Genomic DNA, 18,553 nt, shown 5'->3' with positions numbered 1-18,553 from the left:
ATCAGCCCTCGTTGTTTTCGCCGATGAAATCCAGCCGATCATTCAGCCACTGGCGGACGATCTCCCGCGCCGCCTGCTGAGCCTCGCCGGCTGACAGGCCGCGCGCGCGCTGCAGCCAGGTGCTGGTTGCCCGGCGCGCAGGCTCGACGGCCGCCAAGACCTGTTGCCGCTGCTTCTGCGGCCAGGTCTTGTCGTCCGTCCAGTCGCGGATGACCTGTTCGGGATCCGCAGCCTGCTTGTCCGCAGCCGTGAGAAAGTCGCGCGGAGCAACCGTCGCTTCCAACAGCATCAGGCGCCAGCCAGCGTAACTGGCAAAGCGAATGGTCCCGCTGTTCTCGCTGGCCGCCTCCAGTACCTTGTCGAAGCCACGAGCCAATTGTTGCCAGGGTCCCTGCTCGAACAGATTGCCCTCGGGAGAGCAGATCGGAGCACCACTGTCGCGGGTGGAGCCATACAACGGCCCAAAGGTGGCGAAGGCATCCTTGCCCTGACGCGAGAAGACGAAACAGTGCACATAGGCACGTTGACTGTCATAGGGTTCATATTCCGATCGTTCGATCAGCATGCGCAGCAGCGTCAGGTCCACCCGGGCACGACTGACCGAAGCGTCCTTCTCGGTATCGGTGTAGACCGACAGCGAAAAACTGTCGTCCGACAGCGCCTTGATCGCCACTCGCCGGCTTTCCTCGGCTTCCTTTTGCGTCACCCCACTGTTGGGTTCGAAACGAGACAGGTAGACCAGCCAGGCAGCGGCCAGGCCATTGTTCGGATAACCCCTCAGACCTTGGGCCGCTTCGGCCGGGTGATAGGGAATGCTGGCAATAAGCGCGTCCAGCGCCACGGTGTCGAGCCGCACCTGCTTGCCCACCTCCAGCACGCGCTGGCTCAGCAGCGGTTGCAGGCAGCCGGCCAGTTGGGTCGGATCGGCCGCACAGGCATTGCGGGTCTGCAGCCAGGCCCGCTGGTCGCTACGCAGGGCCTCGCGCGGCTCCGGGGCCAGCTTGGCCATCGCCTGGCTGTAGTAGTCCCCGAGGGCACTGTCCAGCCCGCTCAGTTCAGGACTGGCACAAATGGCCTTTTCCACTGCCGTGGAGGCCTTCTGGCAATCGAAGGACGCGGCGATGGCGGGCGAACCGGCCCCCAGCAGCAATCCGGAAATTAACAGCATCGAACGGAGGGAGTGTACGTAACGATCCATGGTGCCCCTTGAATGAGTGCCTGCCGAAGGCCCGATTGTGCCAAGAGCACTGATTGCACGTCTATCGATCAGGAAACCATCCGTGCCGTATCGGAAACGACCGAGCGCGACGCACCATGATGTTACTTCCGGTAAAGACCGTGCGCTTTTCTGTAGCACCCCATCGTGCCAAACCCCTCTGCACGGTCTTGCTATCAATACATGGCATGACTATTGATATACGTAACCACAACGATTGTTGAACAATCATAAGTGGAGCGTTTCCCATGTCCCGAGTAAAAGCCTTCACCCTCGCACTGACCCTCAGCGCCGCCGGCGCCGCCCATGCCGCCGACGGCACCCTGCAAGCCGATCGCCTGAGCATCGGCTCGGACCTCACCTACCCGCCCTACACCTACCTGGCCCAGGGCAAGCCGGCCGGCTTCGACCCTGAGTTCATGACCCTGCTCGGCCAGCACCTCAAGCTGACCACCCAGTTCCAGGACACCCGCTTCGCCAACCTGGTGATGGGCGTCAACGCCCGGCGCTTCGACGTGGTCGCCTCGGCGCTGTACGTCACCCCGGAGCGCGCCGCCCAGGTCGACTTCGTGCCCTACCTCAAGAGCGGCGCCTCGCTGATGGTGCGCGCCGATGACAGCTTCCGCCCACAACACCCCGAAGACCTCTGCGGCAAGCGCATCGGCTCGATCAAGGGCGGCTCGTGGATCCCCAAGCTGATGGCACTTTCCAAGAGCCACTGCGAGGCCACTGGCCAGGCACCGATCGACTCGCGTGAATTCCCCACCTCGCCGGAGGCGGCCCAGGCACTGCTGGCCAAGGCCGTCGACGTGCAGTTCGAGGACGCCGCGGTGGCGACGATCACCGCCGACAAACTCAAGGGCCGCGTGGTCATCAGCTCCAGGGAACTGATCTACCCGGTCGTGATCGGCCTGGCCGTGCGCAAGGGTAACGATGCGCTGCTCGGCGAACTGCGCCAGGGGCTGGCCGCCATGAAGAGCAGCGGCGAATACCAGACCCTCCTCGCCCACTACAACCTGGGCGAACCCAGCCCGAGTGAAGTCGCCCAGGCCCTGGGCCAGAATCCCCAAGCGGCAGCACAGTAAGCGGGAGTGTCGAGCATGCAATTCGATTGGCACTACGCCGCCAGCCTGCTGGTCAACGGCGATTTCTGGAAGGCAGTCGGCACCGTGGTGGAGCTGAGTGTCGAGACCTGGTTGCTGGGCATCGTGCTCGGCTTCGTGCTGGCCTTGGCACGACAGTCGGGCAACCGCGTCCTCAACCGGGCAGCGGCCCTGTACATCTGGTTCTTCCGCAGCCTGCCATTGCTGGTGCTGCTGATCTTCGTCTACAACCTGCCGCAGGTGTTTCCGAGCACCAGCGCGCTGCTGTCCAACCCCTATGCCGCGGGCCTGATCGCACTGGTATTGAGCGAAGCGGCGTACATCGCCGAGATCCATCGCGGCGGCCTGCTGGCCGTCGCCAAGGGCCAACTGGAGGCGGGCAAGGCGCTGGGCATCCGCTACACCGGCGTGCAACGACTGATCGTCATCCCACAGGCACTGCGGGTCGCCCTGCCCACCCTGGCCAACGAGTACATCACCATCGTCAAGCTGACCTCACTGGTGTCGGTGATCTCGCTGTCGGAGATCCTGCTGGTGGGTCAGCAGTTGTACACGCAGAACTTCCTGGTCATGGAGACCATGCTGGCGGTGGCCTTCTACTATGTATTGATCGTCACGGTCTTCAGCTATCTGCTCCAACGCCTGGAACAGCATCTGGACGTGACGCGCCGCCAACCCAGGGTGATTGCCGACAGCCCGGCGCAGGTGGCTCCGGCACGCCAGGAGAACACCGCACGCCGCGGCGAGTATGCCCTGCGGGTGACCGGTGCGCGCAAGCACTATGGTCAACTGGAGGTGCTCAAGGGCATCGACCTGAACATCCGCTTCGGGGAGGTGGTATCGATCATCGGTCCATCGGGTTCGGGCAAGACCACCCTGATCCGCACCCTCAACGGCCTGGAGGGGCTCGATCGCGGCCAGGTCGAATTGTGCGGCGCGCCGTTCCTGCGCGGCAGCCACGAAGACGGCGGCAGCCTGGGCACTCGCCTGCACATGGATGGCATCGTCCAGGTGGGCATGGTGTTCCAGGGCTTCAACCTGTTCCCGCACAAGACGGTCCTGGAGAACGTCATGCTCGCACCACGCCACCATGGTCACGCCAACGATGCCGAACTGCGGGCCCTGGGCCTGTCGCTGCTGGCCAAGGTGGGTTTGCGGGAGCACGCCGGCAAGTACCCGCACCAGCTCTCCGGTGGCCAGCAGCAGCGCGTGGCGATCGCCCGGGCACTGGCGATGCGGCCACAGGTGATGCTGTTCGACGAACCGACCTCGGCGCTGGACCCGGAGCTGGTCGGTGACGTGCTGAAGGTGATCGAGGACCTGGCCCGCGAAGGCATGACCATGGTCATCGTCACCCATGAAATGAAGTTCGCCTTCCAGGTTTCCGACCGCGTGGTGTTCATGGAGCGCGGGCAGATCGTCCAGGCCGGCGCGCCACGCGAACTGCTGGAAAACCGCAGCGAACGGATGAGCCGCTTCCTCAAGGATGTGCAACTGGCATGACCAAGACCACGGAAAAAACCGGCGAAACCCTGTCCCTGGCCGACCAGGTGGCCTGCGAGGTGCGCGAGGACATCATCGGCGGCCGGCTGCTGCCCGGCATGGCGCTGGTCGAGGCCGAACTCACCGGACGCTACAACGCCTCGCGCAATACCGTGCGCGAGGCGTTGCACCAGCTCGGCCACGAGGGCCTGGCGACCTACGTGCGCAACAAGGGTGTGATGGTCCGCCGCCTGGGCGTGCCGGAAGTGCGCGACCTGTTCCTTGTGCGCCGCACCCTCGAGGTCCAGGCGATCCTGGGCAGCAAGCCGCTGCGCGAATACGAATCCGACCGCATGCTCGATGCCATCGAGGCCGCCGAACTGGCCCGCGAGCGCGAAGACTGGCAGGCCTTCGGTACCCACAGCCTGCGTTTTCACCAGCACATCATCGGGCTGTTGCGCAGCCCGTTGCTCGATGCCTTCTTCACCAACATCGCCGCGCAGATGCGCCTGGTGTTCGCCGTGGCCCCCGATGAAGAGAACTTCCAGCGCCCCTGGCTGGAGCGCGACCGACAGATCCACGACCTGCTCGCCGACGGCCGTCGCCATGACGCCGCCGAAGCGATGACCCGTTACCTGGACGATTCCGAGCATGCCCTGCTCGATCTGTTCAACCACCCACCCCGTTCCTGAAACCGGAGACCCACCCATGTACAAGGATTACCCAGCCGCCTACCAGGTCAGCAAAGGCTCGGCCCTGCAGGTCGACAAGCCGTTCTACGACCGTATCCGCGAGCGTCAGGACGCCCGCACCCTGGTCGAGTCGTTCGAGGTTCCGATCCGCACCGGCCGCGCCTGGAAGGTGCCGGCCGGCCACGTGTTCCGTGTCACCGCGCCGGTCGGCCCGCAGGTCGGCGATTTCAATATCTGGAACGCCAACGATCCGCGCGAGCGCCTGTGGGCTGCCCGCACCCGCCAGTTGCAGGGCGCGCACGTGACCACCCATGATCGCCTGTGGTCGAACCTGCCATTCCTGCGGCCGCTGGTAACCATCACCGACGACAGCCTGGCCGACTACGGCATCGACGAACACGGCGGGCGCCTGCACGACCTGCTCGGCACCCGCTGCGATCCCTACGTCAACAAGATGCTCACCGGCGAGGACTTCCACCACCACTGCCACTCCAACCTGACCCGCGCGGTGCTGCCTCATGGGCTGACCGAGTTCGACGTGCACGATGTGCTGAACATCTTCCAGTGCACCGGCCTGAACCATGACGACATGTACTTCATGAAAGCCTGCCCGGCCAAGAAAGGCGACTACCTGGAGTTCTTCGCCGAGATCGATGTGCTCTGCGCCCTGTCGACCTGCCCGGGTGGCGACCTGTCGCTGCCAATGTGGGGGCCGGATGCCCAGGACCCGCTGTCCGTGTGCCGGCCGCTGGGCGTCGAGGTCTATCAGCTGGAAGAAAGCCTGCTCGAAGGCTGGAAGTCGCCCGAGCGCGCCAGCTATAACGGCTTGCATGGACTGGCAATCGGCAAGGCCGATTGGGAGTAACGGCTGCGGGAGCCTGCCATGACGGCGGGTTCCCCACCCGTCCGGGAAACAACTTCATATCCAATTGCCTGGTACTTCAGCTGCCATTCAGCTTATATGTAACAAAACAGCTTATTTTTAATTGACTTGACAGTTCTTGCTGAGTAAATTTGCCCTGCCTGCGAAACAGGCCCCTTTTTCAACTTAAAAAAGAACCCAATGGACACAGTATCTAGACGCAGTCCGATTACCGCGAGCGCGGTTCATCGGGCGCTTAACCCAAACAATGACGGGACTCGACGCACAGTCGGGTGAGCTGCGCCAGAGCCTAGTGCTCCCACGTAACTCGCCTCTGCCGGCGCCAGTCCGGTCGCGAGGTGTGTTATGACTTTCAAATCCTCCGTAATGCCAGGCGTTCGCGCCTTTGCTTCCAGCATGCGCGTCAAGCTGTCCCGCGAGCCCACTGTTGCCCTGCGGCCCAGCGCGCTGTTCGCCGTTCCCTCCTCCAGCAGCCAGGCCCTGCCTCGCGCGGCCATCGGCTGGCGCATCTGCCCGACCACCGGCCGGCTGCAGCAACGCTGGAGCTTCGATGACAGCCAGGACCCGCAGAGTAGCGTGCTCGCGCAACCCTCACTGCGCATGGGTAAAACCCGGCAAGGCGCCGTCGAGGTTCGCGCCGCCTAATTATCCGGCGCCAGCGAAGACAACTTTCAAACATGCACTTTCGCAATTTTTAAGTGCACGGGATTTCTTTGCCCGTTAATTAATGAATATCGAGAAAGTTATTATGGACGAAGCCAGTAGTCGGTTCGCTGCCTGTCGTTTTTCCGCAGATGGGCAGCGAACGTTAAATATCCCCCAACACCCATATTCGAATCGATCGCACGTTCGCGACTCGGCAGGTATTCGCTCGCCTCTCATTCGGTGAGCCGCACATGCCTGGTCGCGAACACGTGACAGGGGCATCCCATGAGCAACGTCAAGACTCCACCACGGCAACACCTCCACAACAAACCGCAGAACGGCAAGGACACCCCTCGCCTGTCGATGCGCGCTGCCCGCGAATCGCAGCAGGACCTGGCCACCACCCTGGGCAATGTCCGCGCCAGCCGCGACGGTCTCACCGAGCTGGATGCCGAAGGCCGCCTGCAACGCGAAGGCTTCAATGAAGTCGCCCACGACAAGCCGCCTCACGCGCTGGTCCAGTTCCTCCATGCGCTGAACAATCCCTTCATTTACGTCCTGCTGATCCTCGCCGGTATCAGCTTCTTCACCGACTTCTGGCTGGCCGAGCGTGCAGGCGAAGACGGCGACCTGACCAAGGTCATCATCATCATGACCATGGTCAGCCTCAGCAGCGGCCTGCGCTTCTGGCAGGAATACCGCTCGGCCAAATCCGCCGAGGCCCTCAAGGCCATGGTGCGCACCACCGCCACCGTGCTACGGCGCGAGCAACTGGGCAGCCAGCCCACCCTGCGTGAGATTCCGATGCGCGAACTGGTAGCCGGTGACATCGTGCACCTGTCGGCCGGCGACATGATCCCGGCGGATATCCGCCTGATCGAGTCCCGTGACCTGTTCATCAGCCAGGCCGTGCTGACCGGCGAAGCACTCCCGGTGGAAAAGTACGACACCCTCGGTGATGTCGCACAGAAGTCCGCCACCGGAACGACGGCCGACCTGGGCAACCTCCTCGACCTGCAGAACATCTGCTTCATGGGCACCAACGTGGTCAGCGGCACCGCCAAGGCCGTGGTGGTCGCCACCGGCCCGCGCACCTATTTCGGCTCGCTGGCCAAGGCCATCGTCGGCTCGCGGGTGCAGACCGCCTTTGACCGCGGCGTGAACAGCGTCAGCTGGCTGCTCATCCGCTTCATGCTGGTCATGGTGCCGGTGGTGTTCCTGCTCAACGGCTTTTCCAAGGGTGACTGGGGCGATGCCCTGCTCTTTGCTCTGGCTGTGGCTGTTGGCCTGACCCCGGAAATGTTGCCGATGATCGTCAGTGCCAACCTGGCCAAGGGCGCGGTTGCCATGGCCCGGCGCAAGGTGGTGGTCAAGCGCCTCAACGCGATCCAGAACTTCGGCTCGATGGACGTGCTGTGCACCGACAAGACCGGCACCCTGACCCAGGACAAAATCATCCTGGAGCACCATGTCGACAGCAACGGCCAGCGCGACGACGCAGTCCTCGGCCTGGCCTGGCTGAACAGCTACCACCAGAGCGGCATGAAGAACCTGATGGACCAGGCCGTGCTGCAGTTTTCCCAACAGAACCCCAAATTCCAGGAGCCCTTCGCCTACAGCAAGGTCGATGAGCTGCCGTTCGACTTCGTTCGCCGGCGCCTGTCGATCATCGTCAAGGACAGCGCTGGCGATCACTTGCTGGTCTGCAAGGGCGCGGTCGAGGAAATGCTCGCCATCTCCAGCCACGTGATGCAAGGCAACGAGGTGGTCGCGCTCGACGAGCGGCGCCGCCAGGAACTGCTGGCATTGGCCAACGACTACAACAAGGACGGTTTCCGCGTCCTGCTGGTGGCCACCCGCGATATCCCCGAGGGCCAGGCCAAGGCCCAGTACAAGACCGCCGACGAGCGCGAACTGGTGATCCGCGGCTTCCTGACCTTCCTCGACCCGCCCAAGGAAACCGCGGGGCCGGCGATTGCCGCCCTGCGCGACATCGGCGTGGCGGTCAAGGTGTTGACCGGCGACAACGCGGTGGTCACCTGCAAGATCTGCCGCGAGGTCGGACTGGAGCCAGGCCTGCCGCTGCTCGGCCAGGACATCGAGCACATGGACGACGCCACCCTCAAGCTGCGGGTCGAGGAACGCACGGTCTTCGCCAAGCTGACTCCATTGCAAAAGTCGCGGGTACTCAAGGCCCTGCAATCGAACGGGCACACCGTGGGCTTTCTCGGCGATGGCATCAACGACGCCCCGGCGCTGCGCGATGCCGACGTCGGTATCTCGGTGGACAGCGGCACGGACATCGCCAAGGAGTCGGCCGACATCATCCTCCTGGAAAAGAGCCTGATGGTGCTCGAGGAAGGTGTGCTCAAGGGCCGGGAGACCTTCGGCAACATCATGAAGTACCTGAACATGACCGCCAGTTCCAACTTCGGCAACGTGTTCTCGGTGCTGGTGGCCAGTGCGTTCATCCCGTTCCTGCCCATGCTCTCGATCCATCTGCTGCTGCAGAACCTGATCTACGACATCTCGCAGTTGGCCCTGCCGTGGGACAAGATGGACAAGGAGTTCCTGCGCAAGCCACGCAAGTGGGATGCGAAGAACATCGGCCGCTTCATGCTGTGGATCGGGCCGACCTCGTCGATCTTCGACATCACCACCTTTGCGCTGATGTGGTACGTGTTCGCCGCCAACAGTGTGGAAATGCAGGCGCTGTTCCAGTCCGGCTGGTTCGTCGAGGGGCTGCTGTCGCAGACGCTGGTCGTGCACATGCTGCGGACCCAGAAGATCCCGTTCTTCCAGAGCACCGCGGCGCTGCCGATCATCGTCATGACCTGCCTGGCGGTCGCCATCGGCATCTACCTGCCGTTCTCGCAACTGGGCACGCTGGTCGGCCTGGTGCCGTTGCCGATGAGCTACTTCCCGTGGCTGGTCGGCACCCTGCTCGCCTACTGCGTGCTGGCCCAGACCATGAAGACGTTCTACATCCGCCGCTTCAGGCAGTGGTTCTGACACCGCATTGAAGGTACCTGCGCAAGCGCAGGTGCCTTCACCGTCAAACCCACCGGATAACCCCGGGAGACTGCCATGAATCCATTGGAAAAAGCCTTCGCCTTCCTCGACTACGGCTGCCGGGCACTGGCGGTGCTGTGCCTGAGCCAGGCCGCCCGGTTCGTCCGGCGCATCACCGTCAGGCTGTATGTCCGCAGGCGCCTGACGAGTATCGAGATGCGCTACCTGCTGGCGTTGTCCAGCACCATCAGTCGTGCCTCGGTGAGGCTGCTACGCCCACCCAGGAAGTAATACACCAGCACAGGGAGACCCCTCATGTCTGGAACCACTCTGTTGATCAAACTCGCCGGCACCATCGCCCTGTTGCTGTGGGGCACCCACATGGTTTCCACCGCCCTGCTGCGCGGTTTCGGCACCCAACTGCGCAACGGCCTGGGCCGCAACCTGGACAGGCGCTGGAAGGCCCTGCTCTCGGGCATCGGCCTGACCGCCATCCTGCAAAGCAGTACGGCGGTCAGCCTGATGGCGACTTCATTCACCGCCGCCGGCACCCTGAGCCTCGCGCCGGCACTGGCGGTGATGCTCGGCGCCAACATCGGCTCGACACTGGTCGCGCAGTTGCTGAGCTTCAACACCTCGCTGGCGATCCCCATCGTCCTGCTGGTCGGTTTCGTGGTGTTCCGCCTGCGCGATGACTCGCGCTACGAGAGCATCGGCTGCGCGCTGATCGGCCTGGGGCTGATGCTGCTGGCCCTGAACCTGCTGGGCGGCGTGCTCGGCCAGATGGAAAACACCTCGGTCTTTCATGCGGTGATGCAGGGCCTGCAGGGCGATATCCTGATCGCGCTGCTGGTCGCCGCCCTGCTGACCTGGATCTGCCACTCCAGCGTCGCGGTGATCCTGCTGATCGCTTCACTGGCCGGCACCGGCGTGATGTCGCCGGTCACCACCCTGGCCCTGGTGCTGGGCGCGAACATCGGCGGCGCCCTGCCGCCGGTCATGAGCGCCAGCACGACGGTCGCCCGGCGCCTGCCCCTGGGCAACCTGGCCGTACGGTTGCTGGGGGCATCGCTGGTGCTGCCGTGCGTATCGTGGCTGGGTCCGCTGCTCGAGGCCTCGGGGCTCGCCCCGGACCGCCAGGCGGTGTACCTGCACACCGCCTTCAACCTGCTGCTGGGCCTGGGTTTCCTGGGCCTGGTGCAGCCCATGGCCAACCTGCTGACCCGCTGGCTGCCGGCGCCTGAACCGGCAGCCGACCCGGGCATGCCGCAATACCTCGACGAAGCCGGGCTGGAAGTGGCCAACATCGGCCTGTCCAACGCGGTGCGCGAAGCGCTGCGCCTGGCCGACATGCTGTCGGTGATGTTCAGCCAGATGCTCAGGCTGTTCGAGCACCAGGCCCAGGCCACCCCCGAACAGATCAGGCAGCTGGACCAGTCGCTGGACCTGCTCAGCGCCGCCATCCGCGCCTACCTCGCGGACATCGGCCAGGATGGCCTGTGCGACGAGGATGCCGATCGCGCCCAGGAGATCCTCATGTTCGTGATCAACCTGGAGCACGCCGGCGACATCCTTGCCAGCAGCCTGGCGCAACTGGCCGCGCGTCGGCGTCGGCGTGGCGAGAACTTCTCGAAGTTCGAGCTGGGGCATATTCATCGGCTGCACGATGAGTTGCTGGAAAGCCTCAGCCTGGCCATCACCGTGTTCCTGCGCGAGGACATTGCCAGCGCCCACCACCTGGTCGCGCGCAAGGCCGCGATTCGTCGACTGGAGGCCAGCGCCAGTCGCGAGCACTTTCGCAAGCTCAGCGCCGACAAAAGCGCCTGGGCCGAGTCCGGGGACATTTTCCAACGGGTGCTGCGCGATTACCGGCGGGTCCACCACCACATCGCCGCGCTGGCCTATCCGGTGCTGGAGCGGGCCGGCGAGCACTTCCCGGGGCTGGACGAAACGCCGGAGACACCCGGCCCAACGCTGGTCCGGGATGGCGAACGGCACCCGAACGACAAGGATGACCTTCCATGCGCGTCCTGATCTGTGCCGGCCGCTACTACATGAACGCCGCCCTGTGCCGCCAGGTGCTGGAGGCCTACCACGCACAGCACCCGCTCACGGTGCTGGTGCATGGCGGCAACCAGCACCTGGGCAGCACCCTCGAGGACTGGGCCCGGGAAACCGGCGTCCACATCGTGCGCTACCCCTCCAACTGGCAACACTACGGCAAGCAGGCCGAACGTCGCCGCAACCGGTTCATGCTGCAGGACAGCGGACCGGACCGGGTGATCGCCTTCCCTGGCGGCAGCGACACCGAAGAGCTGGTGGCCCAGGCCAGGGCCAGCGGCATTGAAACCCTTTCGATCGACGATTGAGCGAGCCCCCTCATGCACAAGCATCCTCAACCCCGGACCGAGCGTTCGTTGCACACCACTACCCACGTCTCTCTTTACCAGGCCCTGCCACGCGCTCGACGACGTACCCTGCGCGGGACCCTGGCGTTCCTCGGTGCGACCCTGGGCACCTTCGCCCTGCTGTCGATCTACGCCAAGGCCCATGCCGCCGGCGGTGCCTACGTCGTCGACGACGGCGCCATCAACGCCCCCGGAGCATGCAACGTCGACACCTGGTACAAGAGCAACCGGCACCAGGCCTCCAGCGGCGAAACCGTACTGTCGGCGGACTGTACCCCAACCGGCCTGCCGTCCCTGCAACTGGGCGCCGATATCAACCGCAGCCGCCACGACGGCGAGCACCAGACCCTATTCAGCCCGCACCTCAAGGCGTCGCTGTTCAGCCGCGAGGACCTCGGCCTTGAAAGCGCGATACTGGCCCAGGCGCATCTCGCCACCGGTCGACGCCATGCCTACGACGGTATCGACCTGGCCCTGCCGCTGACCTACAAACCGATTGAAGCGCTGCGCCTGACCCTCAGCGGCGGCTGGAGCCATGTCTATGACGACGGTGAGCAGAAGCACCGGCTGACCTGGGGCACCGGCATGGAGTACGACCTGGCACCGGCACTGACCCTGGTGGCCGAGCGTTTCGGCCAGGAGGGCGGCGACCAGGGCTGGCAAGCGGGCCCACGCCTGCACATCGGCCAGAAGCTCGACATCGACCTGGTGGCGGGCGGACAGTTGAATGGCGACCAGGATCACTGGTTCACCACGGGGGCTACCTTGCGGTTCTGAATGAGGAGAGGCCGGCGTTTATGGGTTGCCTGCCAGGGCCTCTCGCGGGCAAGCCACGCTCCCACAGTCGCGCATTGCTCGCAAAACCTGCGTACGCCGCAATCCTGTGGGAGCGTGGCTTGCCCGCGAGAGGCCCCTGAGAACACCACCATCCTCAGGGACCGGACACTAGCGCAACTCGAACCCTAGCGCCGCGACCGCCTCACGCAGCCGGTCACGACCGCTGAGCGAAGCAGGCCCCGCCACACGCTGCACCACCGCCTCGGACCAGGGCTGCACTGCCCGCCCCTGGCGGCTCTGCGCCTGCTGCATCTGCTCATCGTAGGCACGGCACTGCTGCAGTTCATCGGTCGCGCCATAACGATCGTGATGCAACACCACGCTCTGCGGCAGGCGCGGTTTGACCGTCGCCGGCAAGGCCGGGTCGGGATGGCCGACGCACATGCCGAACAGCACCAGGCTGCCAGCCGGCAGGCCCAGTTCCTCGGCGACGATTTCCGGATGGTTGCGCATGCCACCGATGTAGACGATACCCAGCCCCAGCGACTCGAAGGCTACGGCGGCGTTCTGCGCGGCCAGCGCGGTGTCGACACTGCCCACGACAAAGGTCTCCAGGTAGTCGAGGCCGTCGGTGGCCTGCTCCCGGGCATCCCCCAGGCGCCGCAGGCGTGACAGGTCGAGTACCCAGGCCAGGAACAACGGCGCCTGCTCGATATGCCGCTGGCCTCCGGACAACTCGGCGAAGCGGGCCCGGCGCGCCGGGTCCCGGATCGCGATAACGCTCCACACCTGCAGGTTGGACGAAGTGGACGCCGACTGGGCTGCGGCCACCCCGGCCTCCAGTGCTCCGGCAGGCAGCGCATCGGGCAGGAAGGCCCGGACCGAGCGGTGCTCCAGCAGGCTTTGCAGTACCGCATTGTGCGGCAGGTCAGCCTCGGACAGTGGCAGGCCGTAACGCGCCTGCCACAGGGCATCAAAAGAAGAAGTCAGCACGGTCATGGTCAATCTCGAAAGGGAAATGGACGCGTCCCTGCGCGGCGATATTACTGTCCGGGTACTTCGTCCAGCAGCAGGACCTGCCTGTCCTGGACCAGGTCGGCGGCCGCAGCCCCCATGACCCGATAGTGTTCGGTTTCACGGTGGTGTTCGATTGCCGCCATGTCGATCCAGGTCTCGACGAAGACGAAACGCCCGGGATTCTCGCGATCGACATGCAGCGTGTACTCACGGCAACCGGCTTCCGCACGCGATGGCACCACGGCGGCCTTCAACACGGCCTCCAGCTCGGCAGCCTTGCCCGGCTTGGCTTGAAGGATGGCAACGACACGAATGGCATGGTTCATGGATCTTCACCTGAATGGGAATGGGGTGCAAAGGCACTCGGGAGGACGATGATGATCCCTCTGCCGCAAGCCAGCAAGGGCGAAAGGCTCTGAACCGGCACTTGCGGACAGATTTCGGGCGATCTGCGAACAGCACCGGCTCCGTCCGGGAACGATCCGTTGCCCACCCGGCGGGCGGGCAACGGCCGTATCAGGCGTCATCGTCAGGGCTTGAGCGGTGTCTCCCGGTCGCGCTCCGGCATCTCCTTGCCATCCTCGGGATGCTTCCAGGTCTGCGGTGGGGGCTCATCGTCCACCTCCTCCTCGACGACGTCATCCTCCTCGGGCGCCGGCACCTCACGCCAGGGCATCATGCCCAAGGGGTAGCGTGAAAACGGAACGGTCATACCAGCAGGCTGGGTATCCATACGCACCTCGCATCGACCGCCCGGGCCGTCCGGGCGTTGAACCCTGAGTGTAGCAAGTACCCTGCTGGCCGGTTACTTGCCATCCAGGGCGTGCTGGGCCGCCTGTTCGATCAGGGCTGCCACTTCCTTGGGGTGCGACTCGTAGACCGCATGGCTGGCCCCGGGGATCTCGATGGTGTGGCTGTTGGCGCGCTTGGCGTACATGCGCTCCAGGTCCGGGTTGATGATGCGATCGGACTTGGCGACAGCGTACCAGCTCGGCTTGGTCTTCCAGGCGGCGGAGGTCGCTGCCGTGGTGAACACCGAGGCCGAGGTCAGCGCCTGGGACCGGGCTTCGAACTCGGCCTGGGCCTTGGGCAGGTCGGCCGCGAAGTCGGCGGGATAGAACGCCGGATCGAGATAGAGGAACCCGTCTTCGGTCTTCTTCACCGCCTTGGTCGCATTCGGGTACAGCTTGCCGTTGGCCGCTTCGGTTTCGCCGATATCGAGGGCGTGCGCGGCGATGTAGACCAGGCCCGCGACGTGCGAGTCGGTACCGGCATCGGAAATCACCGCGCCGCCATAGCTGTGGCCGACCAGGATGGTCGGGCCATCCTGCATCGCCAGGATACGCTTGACGGCGGTCACGTCATCCTGGAAACCGGTCAGCGGGTGCTGCGCGATCGAGACGTGATAGCCGTCCTTGACCAGGATGTCGTAGACCGGCTTCCAGCCGGCACCGGTCACGAACGCGCCATGGACCAGCACGATGTTGTGGATCGAAGCGGCCGGGGCGGCATTGGCGCCACCGGCAGCCAGCAATGCCAGGGAAGCGGCAGCAAACAGGGAACGGGTCTTGGACAGTTTCATCAGGTTCGTCTCGCAATAGGGATCGGTTTTCACAGGCGCCGACCTGAAGCTCCTGCTGTATCAGGCGGGTTTCCCAGGTCTGACGAACGCGGCCCACCGTTATTCCACGGCTTGCTGAAAAAGTCCTGGCAGTGATTGCTCGCCTGCCTTGTGGCACCCGTAAGATCGCTATCGCCAGCAAGGGGAGCGCCGCCCGTCCGCCTACCCCGCAGGTTGTGCGTGTTAGCATGTTTTTTTACCCAAAGGAGGACACGGCATGTTTGAAGGTCAGCGCTTCGCGGCGTTTCTGTTCGATATGGACGGGACGCTGCTCAACTCGGTGGCGGCCACCGAGCGCGTCTGGAGCAACTGGGCACGCCGGCATGGGCTCGATGTACCCGCCTTCCTGAAGACCATCCACGGCGTACGCTGCATCGACACCGTCCGCCGGCAGAACCTGCCCGGTATCGACGTCGAACGTGAGGCTGCGGCCATTTCCCAGGCCGAGATCGATGACGTCGAAGGCGTGGTCGCCATCGAGGGGGCGCTGCCATTTCTCGCTGCCCTGCCCGCCAACCGCTGGGCCGTGGTGACCTCGGCGCCGCGCGCCCTGGCAGAGAGCCGCATGGCCGCCGCCGGCATTGCGCTGCCGGACCTGGTGATCACCGCCGAAGACGTCAGCCGCGGCAAACCGGCACCGGACGGCTACCTGCTGGCCGCCCGGCGACTGGGCGTCGAGCCATCGCAGTGTCTGATTTTCGAGGATGCGCCCGCCGGCATTGGCGCGGCGCAAGCGGCGGGCATGCCCGTGGCGGTGATCACCGCGACCCACAGTCACCCGCTGGAGACACCGCACCCGACGCTGGTGAACTACCGCCGGGTCACGGTCGACAGCAACGATCAGGGCCTGGCGCTGGTCCAGGCCTGATCAGGCAACGGTTTTACGAAGCGTACTGCACACCCAGCGAAGCCAGGGCCTTCCAGTAGTCCGGGTAGGTCTTGGCCACGCAATCCGGGTCCTGGATGCGGATACCGGAGACCTTCAGTCCGGCCAGGGCGAAGCACATGGCAATGCGGTGGTCGGAGTGGGTGTCGATCAACGCGTTGCAGTGGCTGCCGGCCAACGCCGGGTCGGCCGCCACCAGCAGATCGTCGCCCTCCACCGCCGCCAGCCCGGCGCGGATTTCGTTCAGGCCGTCATGCAGCGCCTGGACCCGATCGCACTCCTTGACCCGCAGGTTCGCCAGTTCGACGAAACGCACCGGCGTGCGGTTGAACGCGGCCAGCACGGCCAGGGTCGGGATCGCGTCCTGCATCTGCGAGCCATTGATCACCGCCGGCATGTTGGGGAACTGCTGGATCACGTCCAGCGCCTTGGCATCCGGCTGGGTGAAAGCTTCACCGGCCACGCCCAGGTCGATACGCCCCCCGGTCAACGCTTCGGCTGCCCACAGGTAGGTGGCGGCCGACGCATCCGGCTCGACCTGATAGTCGCAGGCGGTGTAGCCGGTGGCCGCGACCCGCCAGGTGGTCTCGTCGACTTCCTCGACCTGGGCACCGAAGGCGCGCATGCAGGCCAGCGTCAAGTCGACATAACCGCGGGCACCGATGTCCTTGCCGGTCAGCGCCACGTCCACGGGTTCCTCGCCGCAGGCCGCCAGCATCAGCAGGGCCGACACGTATTGGCTCGACAGGCCACCATCGATCTCGAAACGCCGCGCCTGCACGCGACCTTGGCCGCGCACGGTCACCGGTGGGCAACCGGTCGGGCTTGCGACATCCAGGCCGGCGCGGCCCAGCGCGTCGAGCAGCGGACCGATCGGACGCTTCTGCATGTAGTGGTCGCCATCGAGTACCACGGTGCCGTTGACGGTGCTCACCGCCGCGGTCAGAAAGCGCACCGCGGTTCCGGCATTGCCCAGGAACAGCGGTTGCTCAGGCACCTGCAACTGGCCGCTGCCGGTGACCACGAAGGTGGTGTCGTCGGGTTCGCTGATGGTCACGCCCATCTGCCGCAGGGCATTGGACATGTGGCGGGTATCATCGCTTTTCAGCGCGCCGGACAGGCGGCTGGTGCCCTTGGCCAGGGCGGCGAGCAACAGGGCCCGGTTGGTGATCGATTTCGAACCGGGTGGCGTCACCTTGCCGTTCAGGGACGCGTTCGGCGGGATCACGGTGAGGGTTTGCTGCACAGCCATTGATCAACTCTCCAGGCTCGAAAGGTACGCGCACAGGCTCGTGCGCCTCGACAGTCCGCCATGATGCCATTAATGCGACCATCGGATCATCCGTTTCTGTCGGGCAAGGCGTGCCACAAGCGCGGGACTGTCTGGCTGGCGGGTCTTGCGCTTAATCGATAACACAGGACAATAAGGCCGACTCTTTCTATCGATAACGAACCCGACATGACCGGATACCGCCGACCCCACCTGCTGCCACTGCCCCGCCTGCTCCTGCTGGCCTGCGGTTTTTCGATGATCGCCGGCTGCTCCGGGCACCAGACGCCAGTCAACGGCTATCCCTGCTATGCCAAGGCGGTGCCGACGACGGGTGTGGGTGGCTTGGCCTGGGGGCCGAACGTGAAGACCGCCAGCGTCAAGTCGTTGGACAACTGCCGGCGCTACGCCGCCGAGTCGGGCGGTACGCCAGGCAGCTGCAAGGTGACAGTGGCCAGCTGCCGCTAGCCCACCGTGGAGGAACCGCTCGCCGACGAGGACCGAAGCGTCGTCGGCAAGCCGGCCGGTCAGCCCTGGCGGGTACCGGGCGCCATGAACTCGGGACCTACCGGGTCCTTGACAGTGTTGAGCAGGATGCGATCGATCTGCTGCAGGTCGTCAGCGGACAGGCTCCAGCCGAAGGCCTGTTCGCACCCTTTCAACTGCTCAGGCTTGCGCGCGCCCCACAAGGCGATGGTCGGGCCCTGGTCCAGCACCCAGCGCAAGGCCAGGGCCAGCACCGACTTGTCGTGCCGCTCACGGGCGAACAGGTCCAGCGCCGCCACCGCTTCCAGGTACTGGGCAAAACGTGGCGCGCGGAATTTCGGGTCGTGGTTGCGCACATCGTCACTGGCGAAGGCCGTTTCGGCGTGCATGCTGCCGGTCAGCAGGCCACGACAAAGCGAGCCGTAGGCCAGCACCACCATCTCGTGCTGGCGGGCATACGGCAGGATGTCGCTGTCGATGGCCCGCTCGAACAGGTTGTAGGGCGGCTGCACCGTCGCCAGGGCGGTGTATTGGCGGAACTCATCCATTTGCGCCGGCGAGTAATTGCTCACGCCGACCGCGAGGATCTTGCCTTCCTGGCGCAGCTTTTCCAGCTCCTCGGCGGTTTCCTGCTGGGCCACCAACGGATCGGGCCAGTGAATCTGGTACAGGTCGATGTAGTCGGTTTCCAGCCGACGCAGCGAATCCTCGACCTCATGGCGCAGGCGCCTGGCCGTGGCATTGCGGCGCACCGAACCGTCATCCCACTGCAGGCCCGCCTTGGTCGCGATCACCGCCTGGTGGCGCACGCCGCGCAGCGCCTGGCCGATCAGCTCCTCGGACAACCCCTTGCCATAGACCGGCGCGGTGTCGATCAGGTTGATACCGCTATCGAGGGCGTGGCGAATGGTCTGGATCGATACGGCGTCATCTGCCCCGCCCCACATCCAGCCGCCCATGGACCAGGTGCCCAGGGCAATACGCGAAACCGGTTTGTCGATACCGGCAATGCTGATGTGTTCGATGCTCATCAAGGACCTCTCGCAGAATCGAAG

19 protein-coding genes are annotated in these 18,553 nt (G+C 64.8%); 12 read left to right on the top strand and 7 right to left on the bottom strand.

Annotated elements, in window-relative coordinates:
* Position 1 precedes the first annotated feature (1 nt).
* Entirely contained in the window at positions 2–1,198 is a 1,197-nt protein-coding gene (locus tag HU752_RS14135; RefSeq protein WP_186687785.1) for a lysozyme inhibitor LprI family protein, read from the bottom strand.
* Between the two features lie 266 nt (positions 1,199–1,464).
* On the opposite strand from HU752_RS14135, the gene HU752_RS14130 reads away from it, so the two are divergent.
* The 10 genes from HU752_RS14130 to HU752_RS14085 all read left to right on the top strand — a co-directional run bounded on the left by HU752_RS14130 (position 1,465) and on the right by HU752_RS14085 (position 12,218).
* Positions 1,465–2,301 carry an ABC transporter substrate-binding protein gene (locus HU752_RS14130; RefSeq protein ID WP_186687787.1) on the top strand — a complete coding sequence of 279 codons (837 nt, stop codon included), beginning with the start codon at positions 1,465–1,467 and terminating at the stop codon, positions 2,299–2,301.
* 15 nt (positions 2,302–2,316) lie between these two features.
* Positions 2,317–3,822: an amino acid ABC transporter permease/ATP-binding protein gene (locus tag HU752_RS31960; protein ID WP_186687790.1), complete on the top strand. Its 1,506-nt coding sequence runs from the start codon at positions 2,317–2,319 to the stop codon at positions 3,820–3,822.
* The gene (locus HU752_RS14120; protein WP_186687793.1) at positions 3,819–4,493 is read left to right on the top strand and encodes a GntR family transcriptional regulator; all 675 of its coding nucleotides are present in this window, start codon (positions 3,819–3,821) and stop codon (positions 4,491–4,493) included. Before HU752_RS31960 ends, HU752_RS14120 begins: the two co-directional genes overlap by 4 nt.
* A 16-nt stretch (positions 4,494–4,509) precedes the next feature.
* A complete protein-coding gene (locus HU752_RS14115; protein WP_186687796.1) occupies positions 4,510–5,358 on the top strand; it encodes an urea carboxylase-associated family protein in 849 nt (282 codons plus the stop codon).
* 363 nt (positions 5,359–5,721) lie between these two features.
* Complete coding sequence (locus tag HU752_RS14110) at positions 5,722–6,021, top strand: hypothetical protein (protein WP_186687799.1); 300 nt, start codon at positions 5,722–5,724, stop codon at positions 6,019–6,021.
* 285 nt (positions 6,022–6,306) lie between these two features.
* Positions 6,307–9,033 (top strand): magnesium-translocating P-type ATPase, encoded by a 2,727-nt coding sequence (gene mgtA / locus HU752_RS14105; protein ID WP_186687809.1) that lies wholly within the window; start codon positions 6,307–6,309, stop codon positions 9,031–9,033.
* A gap of 75 nt (positions 9,034–9,108) precedes the next feature.
* Complete coding sequence (locus HU752_RS14100; RefSeq protein ID WP_186687811.1) at positions 9,109–9,324, top strand: hypothetical protein; 216 nt, start codon at positions 9,109–9,111, stop codon at positions 9,322–9,324.
* Positions 9,325–9,348: 24 nt separating this feature from the next.
* Complete coding sequence (locus HU752_RS14095) at positions 9,349–11,067, top strand: Na/Pi cotransporter family protein (RefSeq protein ID WP_186687814.1); 1,719 nt, start codon at positions 9,349–9,351, stop codon at positions 11,065–11,067.
* Positions 11,055–11,402, top strand: a complete 348-nt coding sequence (locus HU752_RS14090) for a DUF2493 domain-containing protein (protein WP_186687816.1) — start codon at positions 11,055–11,057, stop codon at positions 11,400–11,402. The genes HU752_RS14095 and HU752_RS14090 overlap by 13 nt, the downstream gene beginning before the upstream one ends.
* Positions 11,403–11,414: 12 nt before the next feature.
* Entirely contained in the window at positions 11,415–12,218 is an 804-nt protein-coding gene (locus HU752_RS14085; protein ID WP_186687819.1) for a PA4824 family protein, read from the top strand.
* A 168-nt stretch (positions 12,219–12,386) separates the two neighbouring features.
* On the opposite strand, the gene HU752_RS14080 is transcribed toward HU752_RS14085, so the two are convergent.
* The 4 genes from HU752_RS14080 to HU752_RS14065 all read right to left on the bottom strand — a co-directional run bounded on the left by HU752_RS14080 (position 12,387) and on the right by HU752_RS14065 (position 14,817).
* The gene (locus HU752_RS14080; protein WP_186687822.1) at positions 12,387–13,217 is read right to left on the bottom strand and encodes an NADPH-dependent oxidoreductase; all 831 of its coding nucleotides are present in this window, start codon (positions 13,215–13,217) and stop codon (positions 12,387–12,389) included.
* A gap of 44 nt (positions 13,218–13,261) precedes the next feature.
* Positions 13,262–13,561, bottom strand: a complete 300-nt coding sequence (locus HU752_RS14075) for a putative quinol monooxygenase (RefSeq protein ID WP_186687824.1) — start codon at positions 13,559–13,561, stop codon at positions 13,262–13,264.
* 203 nt (positions 13,562–13,764) lie between these two features.
* On the bottom strand, positions 13,765–13,968 hold the full coding sequence (locus HU752_RS14070; RefSeq protein ID WP_186687907.1) for a hypothetical protein: 204 nt from the start codon (positions 13,966–13,968) through the stop codon (positions 13,765–13,767).
* Positions 13,969–14,040: 72 nt separating this feature from the next.
* Complete coding sequence (locus HU752_RS14065; protein WP_186687827.1) at positions 14,041–14,817, bottom strand: alpha/beta hydrolase; 777 nt, start codon at positions 14,815–14,817, stop codon at positions 14,041–14,043.
* Positions 14,818–15,073: 256 nt separating this feature from the next.
* Here HU752_RS14065 and HU752_RS14060 point away from each other — a divergent pair, with 256 nt between their 5' ends.
* The gene (locus HU752_RS14060) at positions 15,074–15,724 is read left to right on the top strand and encodes an HAD-IA family hydrolase (protein ID WP_186687830.1); all 651 of its coding nucleotides are present in this window, start codon (positions 15,074–15,076) and stop codon (positions 15,722–15,724) included.
* 13 nt (positions 15,725–15,737) lie between these two features.
* On the opposite strand, the gene HU752_RS14055 is transcribed toward HU752_RS14060, so the two are convergent.
* Positions 15,738–16,994, bottom strand: coding sequence for a 3-phosphoshikimate 1-carboxyvinyltransferase (locus HU752_RS14055; protein ID WP_186687832.1), 1,257 nt, complete (start codon positions 16,992–16,994; stop codon positions 15,738–15,740).
* Between the two features lie 207 nt (positions 16,995–17,201).
* Here HU752_RS14055 and HU752_RS14050 point away from each other — a divergent pair, with 207 nt between their 5' ends.
* Complete coding sequence (locus HU752_RS14050) at positions 17,202–17,480, top strand: hypothetical protein (protein ID WP_186687834.1); 279 nt, start codon at positions 17,202–17,204, stop codon at positions 17,478–17,480.
* Positions 17,481–17,539: 59 nt separating this feature from the next.
* On the opposite strand, the gene HU752_RS14045 is transcribed toward HU752_RS14050, so the two are convergent.
* The gene (locus tag HU752_RS14045; RefSeq protein WP_186687836.1) at positions 17,540–18,529 is read right to left on the bottom strand and encodes an aldo/keto reductase; all 990 of its coding nucleotides are present in this window, start codon (positions 18,527–18,529) and stop codon (positions 17,540–17,542) included.
* Positions 18,530–18,553: the final 24 nt, after the last annotated feature.

The sequence above is a fragment of the Pseudomonas vanderleydeniana genome, from assembly GCF_014268755.2.
GTDB lineage: Bacteria > Pseudomonadota > Gammaproteobacteria > Pseudomonadales > Pseudomonadaceae > Aquipseudomonas > Aquipseudomonas vanderleydeniana.
This window is presented reverse-complemented; position numbering and strand designations above follow the sequence as displayed.

Coding starts and splice junctions, on each gene's coding strand:
- HU752_RS14055 (WP_186687832.1), bottom strand. CDS start 16,994: ATGGCTGTGCAGCAAACCCTCACCGTGATCCCGCCGAACGCGTCCCTG.
- HU752_RS14045 (WP_186687836.1), bottom strand. CDS start 18,529: ATGAGCATCGAACACATCAGCATTGCCGGTATCGACAAACCGGTTTCG.
- HU752_RS14115 (WP_186687796.1), top strand. CDS start 4,510: ATGTACAAGGATTACCCAGCCGCCTACCAGGTCAGCAAAGGCTCGGCC.
- HU752_RS14070 (WP_186687907.1), bottom strand. CDS start 13,968: ATGGATACCCAGCCTGCTGGTATGACCGTTCCGTTTTCACGCTACCCC.
- HU752_RS14110 (WP_186687799.1), top strand. CDS start 5,722: ATGACTTTCAAATCCTCCGTAATGCCAGGCGTTCGCGCCTTTGCTTCC.
- HU752_RS14050 (WP_186687834.1), top strand. CDS start 17,202: ATGACCGGATACCGCCGACCCCACCTGCTGCCACTGCCCCGCCTGCTC.
- HU752_RS14135 (WP_186687785.1), bottom strand. CDS start 1,198: ATGGATCGTTACGTACACTCCCTCCGTTCGATGCTGTTAATTTCCGGA.
- HU752_RS14095 (WP_186687814.1), top strand. CDS start 9,349: ATGTCTGGAACCACTCTGTTGATCAAACTCGCCGGCACCATCGCCCTG.
- HU752_RS14075 (WP_186687824.1), bottom strand. CDS start 13,561: ATGAACCATGCCATTCGTGTCGTTGCCATCCTTCAAGCCAAGCCGGGC.
- HU752_RS14060 (WP_186687830.1), top strand. CDS start 15,074: ATGTTTGAAGGTCAGCGCTTCGCGGCGTTTCTGTTCGATATGGACGGG.
- HU752_RS14085 (WP_186687819.1), top strand. CDS start 11,415: ATGCACAAGCATCCTCAACCCCGGACCGAGCGTTCGTTGCACACCACT.
- HU752_RS14100 (WP_186687811.1), top strand. CDS start 9,109: ATGAATCCATTGGAAAAAGCCTTCGCCTTCCTCGACTACGGCTGCCGG.
- HU752_RS31960 (WP_186687790.1), top strand. CDS start 2,317: ATGCAATTCGATTGGCACTACGCCGCCAGCCTGCTGGTCAACGGCGAT.
- HU752_RS14090 (WP_186687816.1), top strand. CDS start 11,055: ATGCGCGTCCTGATCTGTGCCGGCCGCTACTACATGAACGCCGCCCTG.
- HU752_RS14130 (WP_186687787.1), top strand. CDS start 1,465: ATGTCCCGAGTAAAAGCCTTCACCCTCGCACTGACCCTCAGCGCCGCC.
- HU752_RS14120 (WP_186687793.1), top strand. CDS start 3,819: ATGACCAAGACCACGGAAAAAACCGGCGAAACCCTGTCCCTGGCCGAC.
- HU752_RS14065 (WP_186687827.1), bottom strand. CDS start 14,817: ATGAAACTGTCCAAGACCCGTTCCCTGTTTGCTGCCGCTTCCCTGGCA.
- HU752_RS14080 (WP_186687822.1), bottom strand. CDS start 13,217: ATGACCGTGCTGACTTCTTCTTTTGATGCCCTGTGGCAGGCGCGTTAC.
- mgtA (WP_186687809.1), top strand. CDS start 6,307: ATGAGCAACGTCAAGACTCCACCACGGCAACACCTCCACAACAAACCG.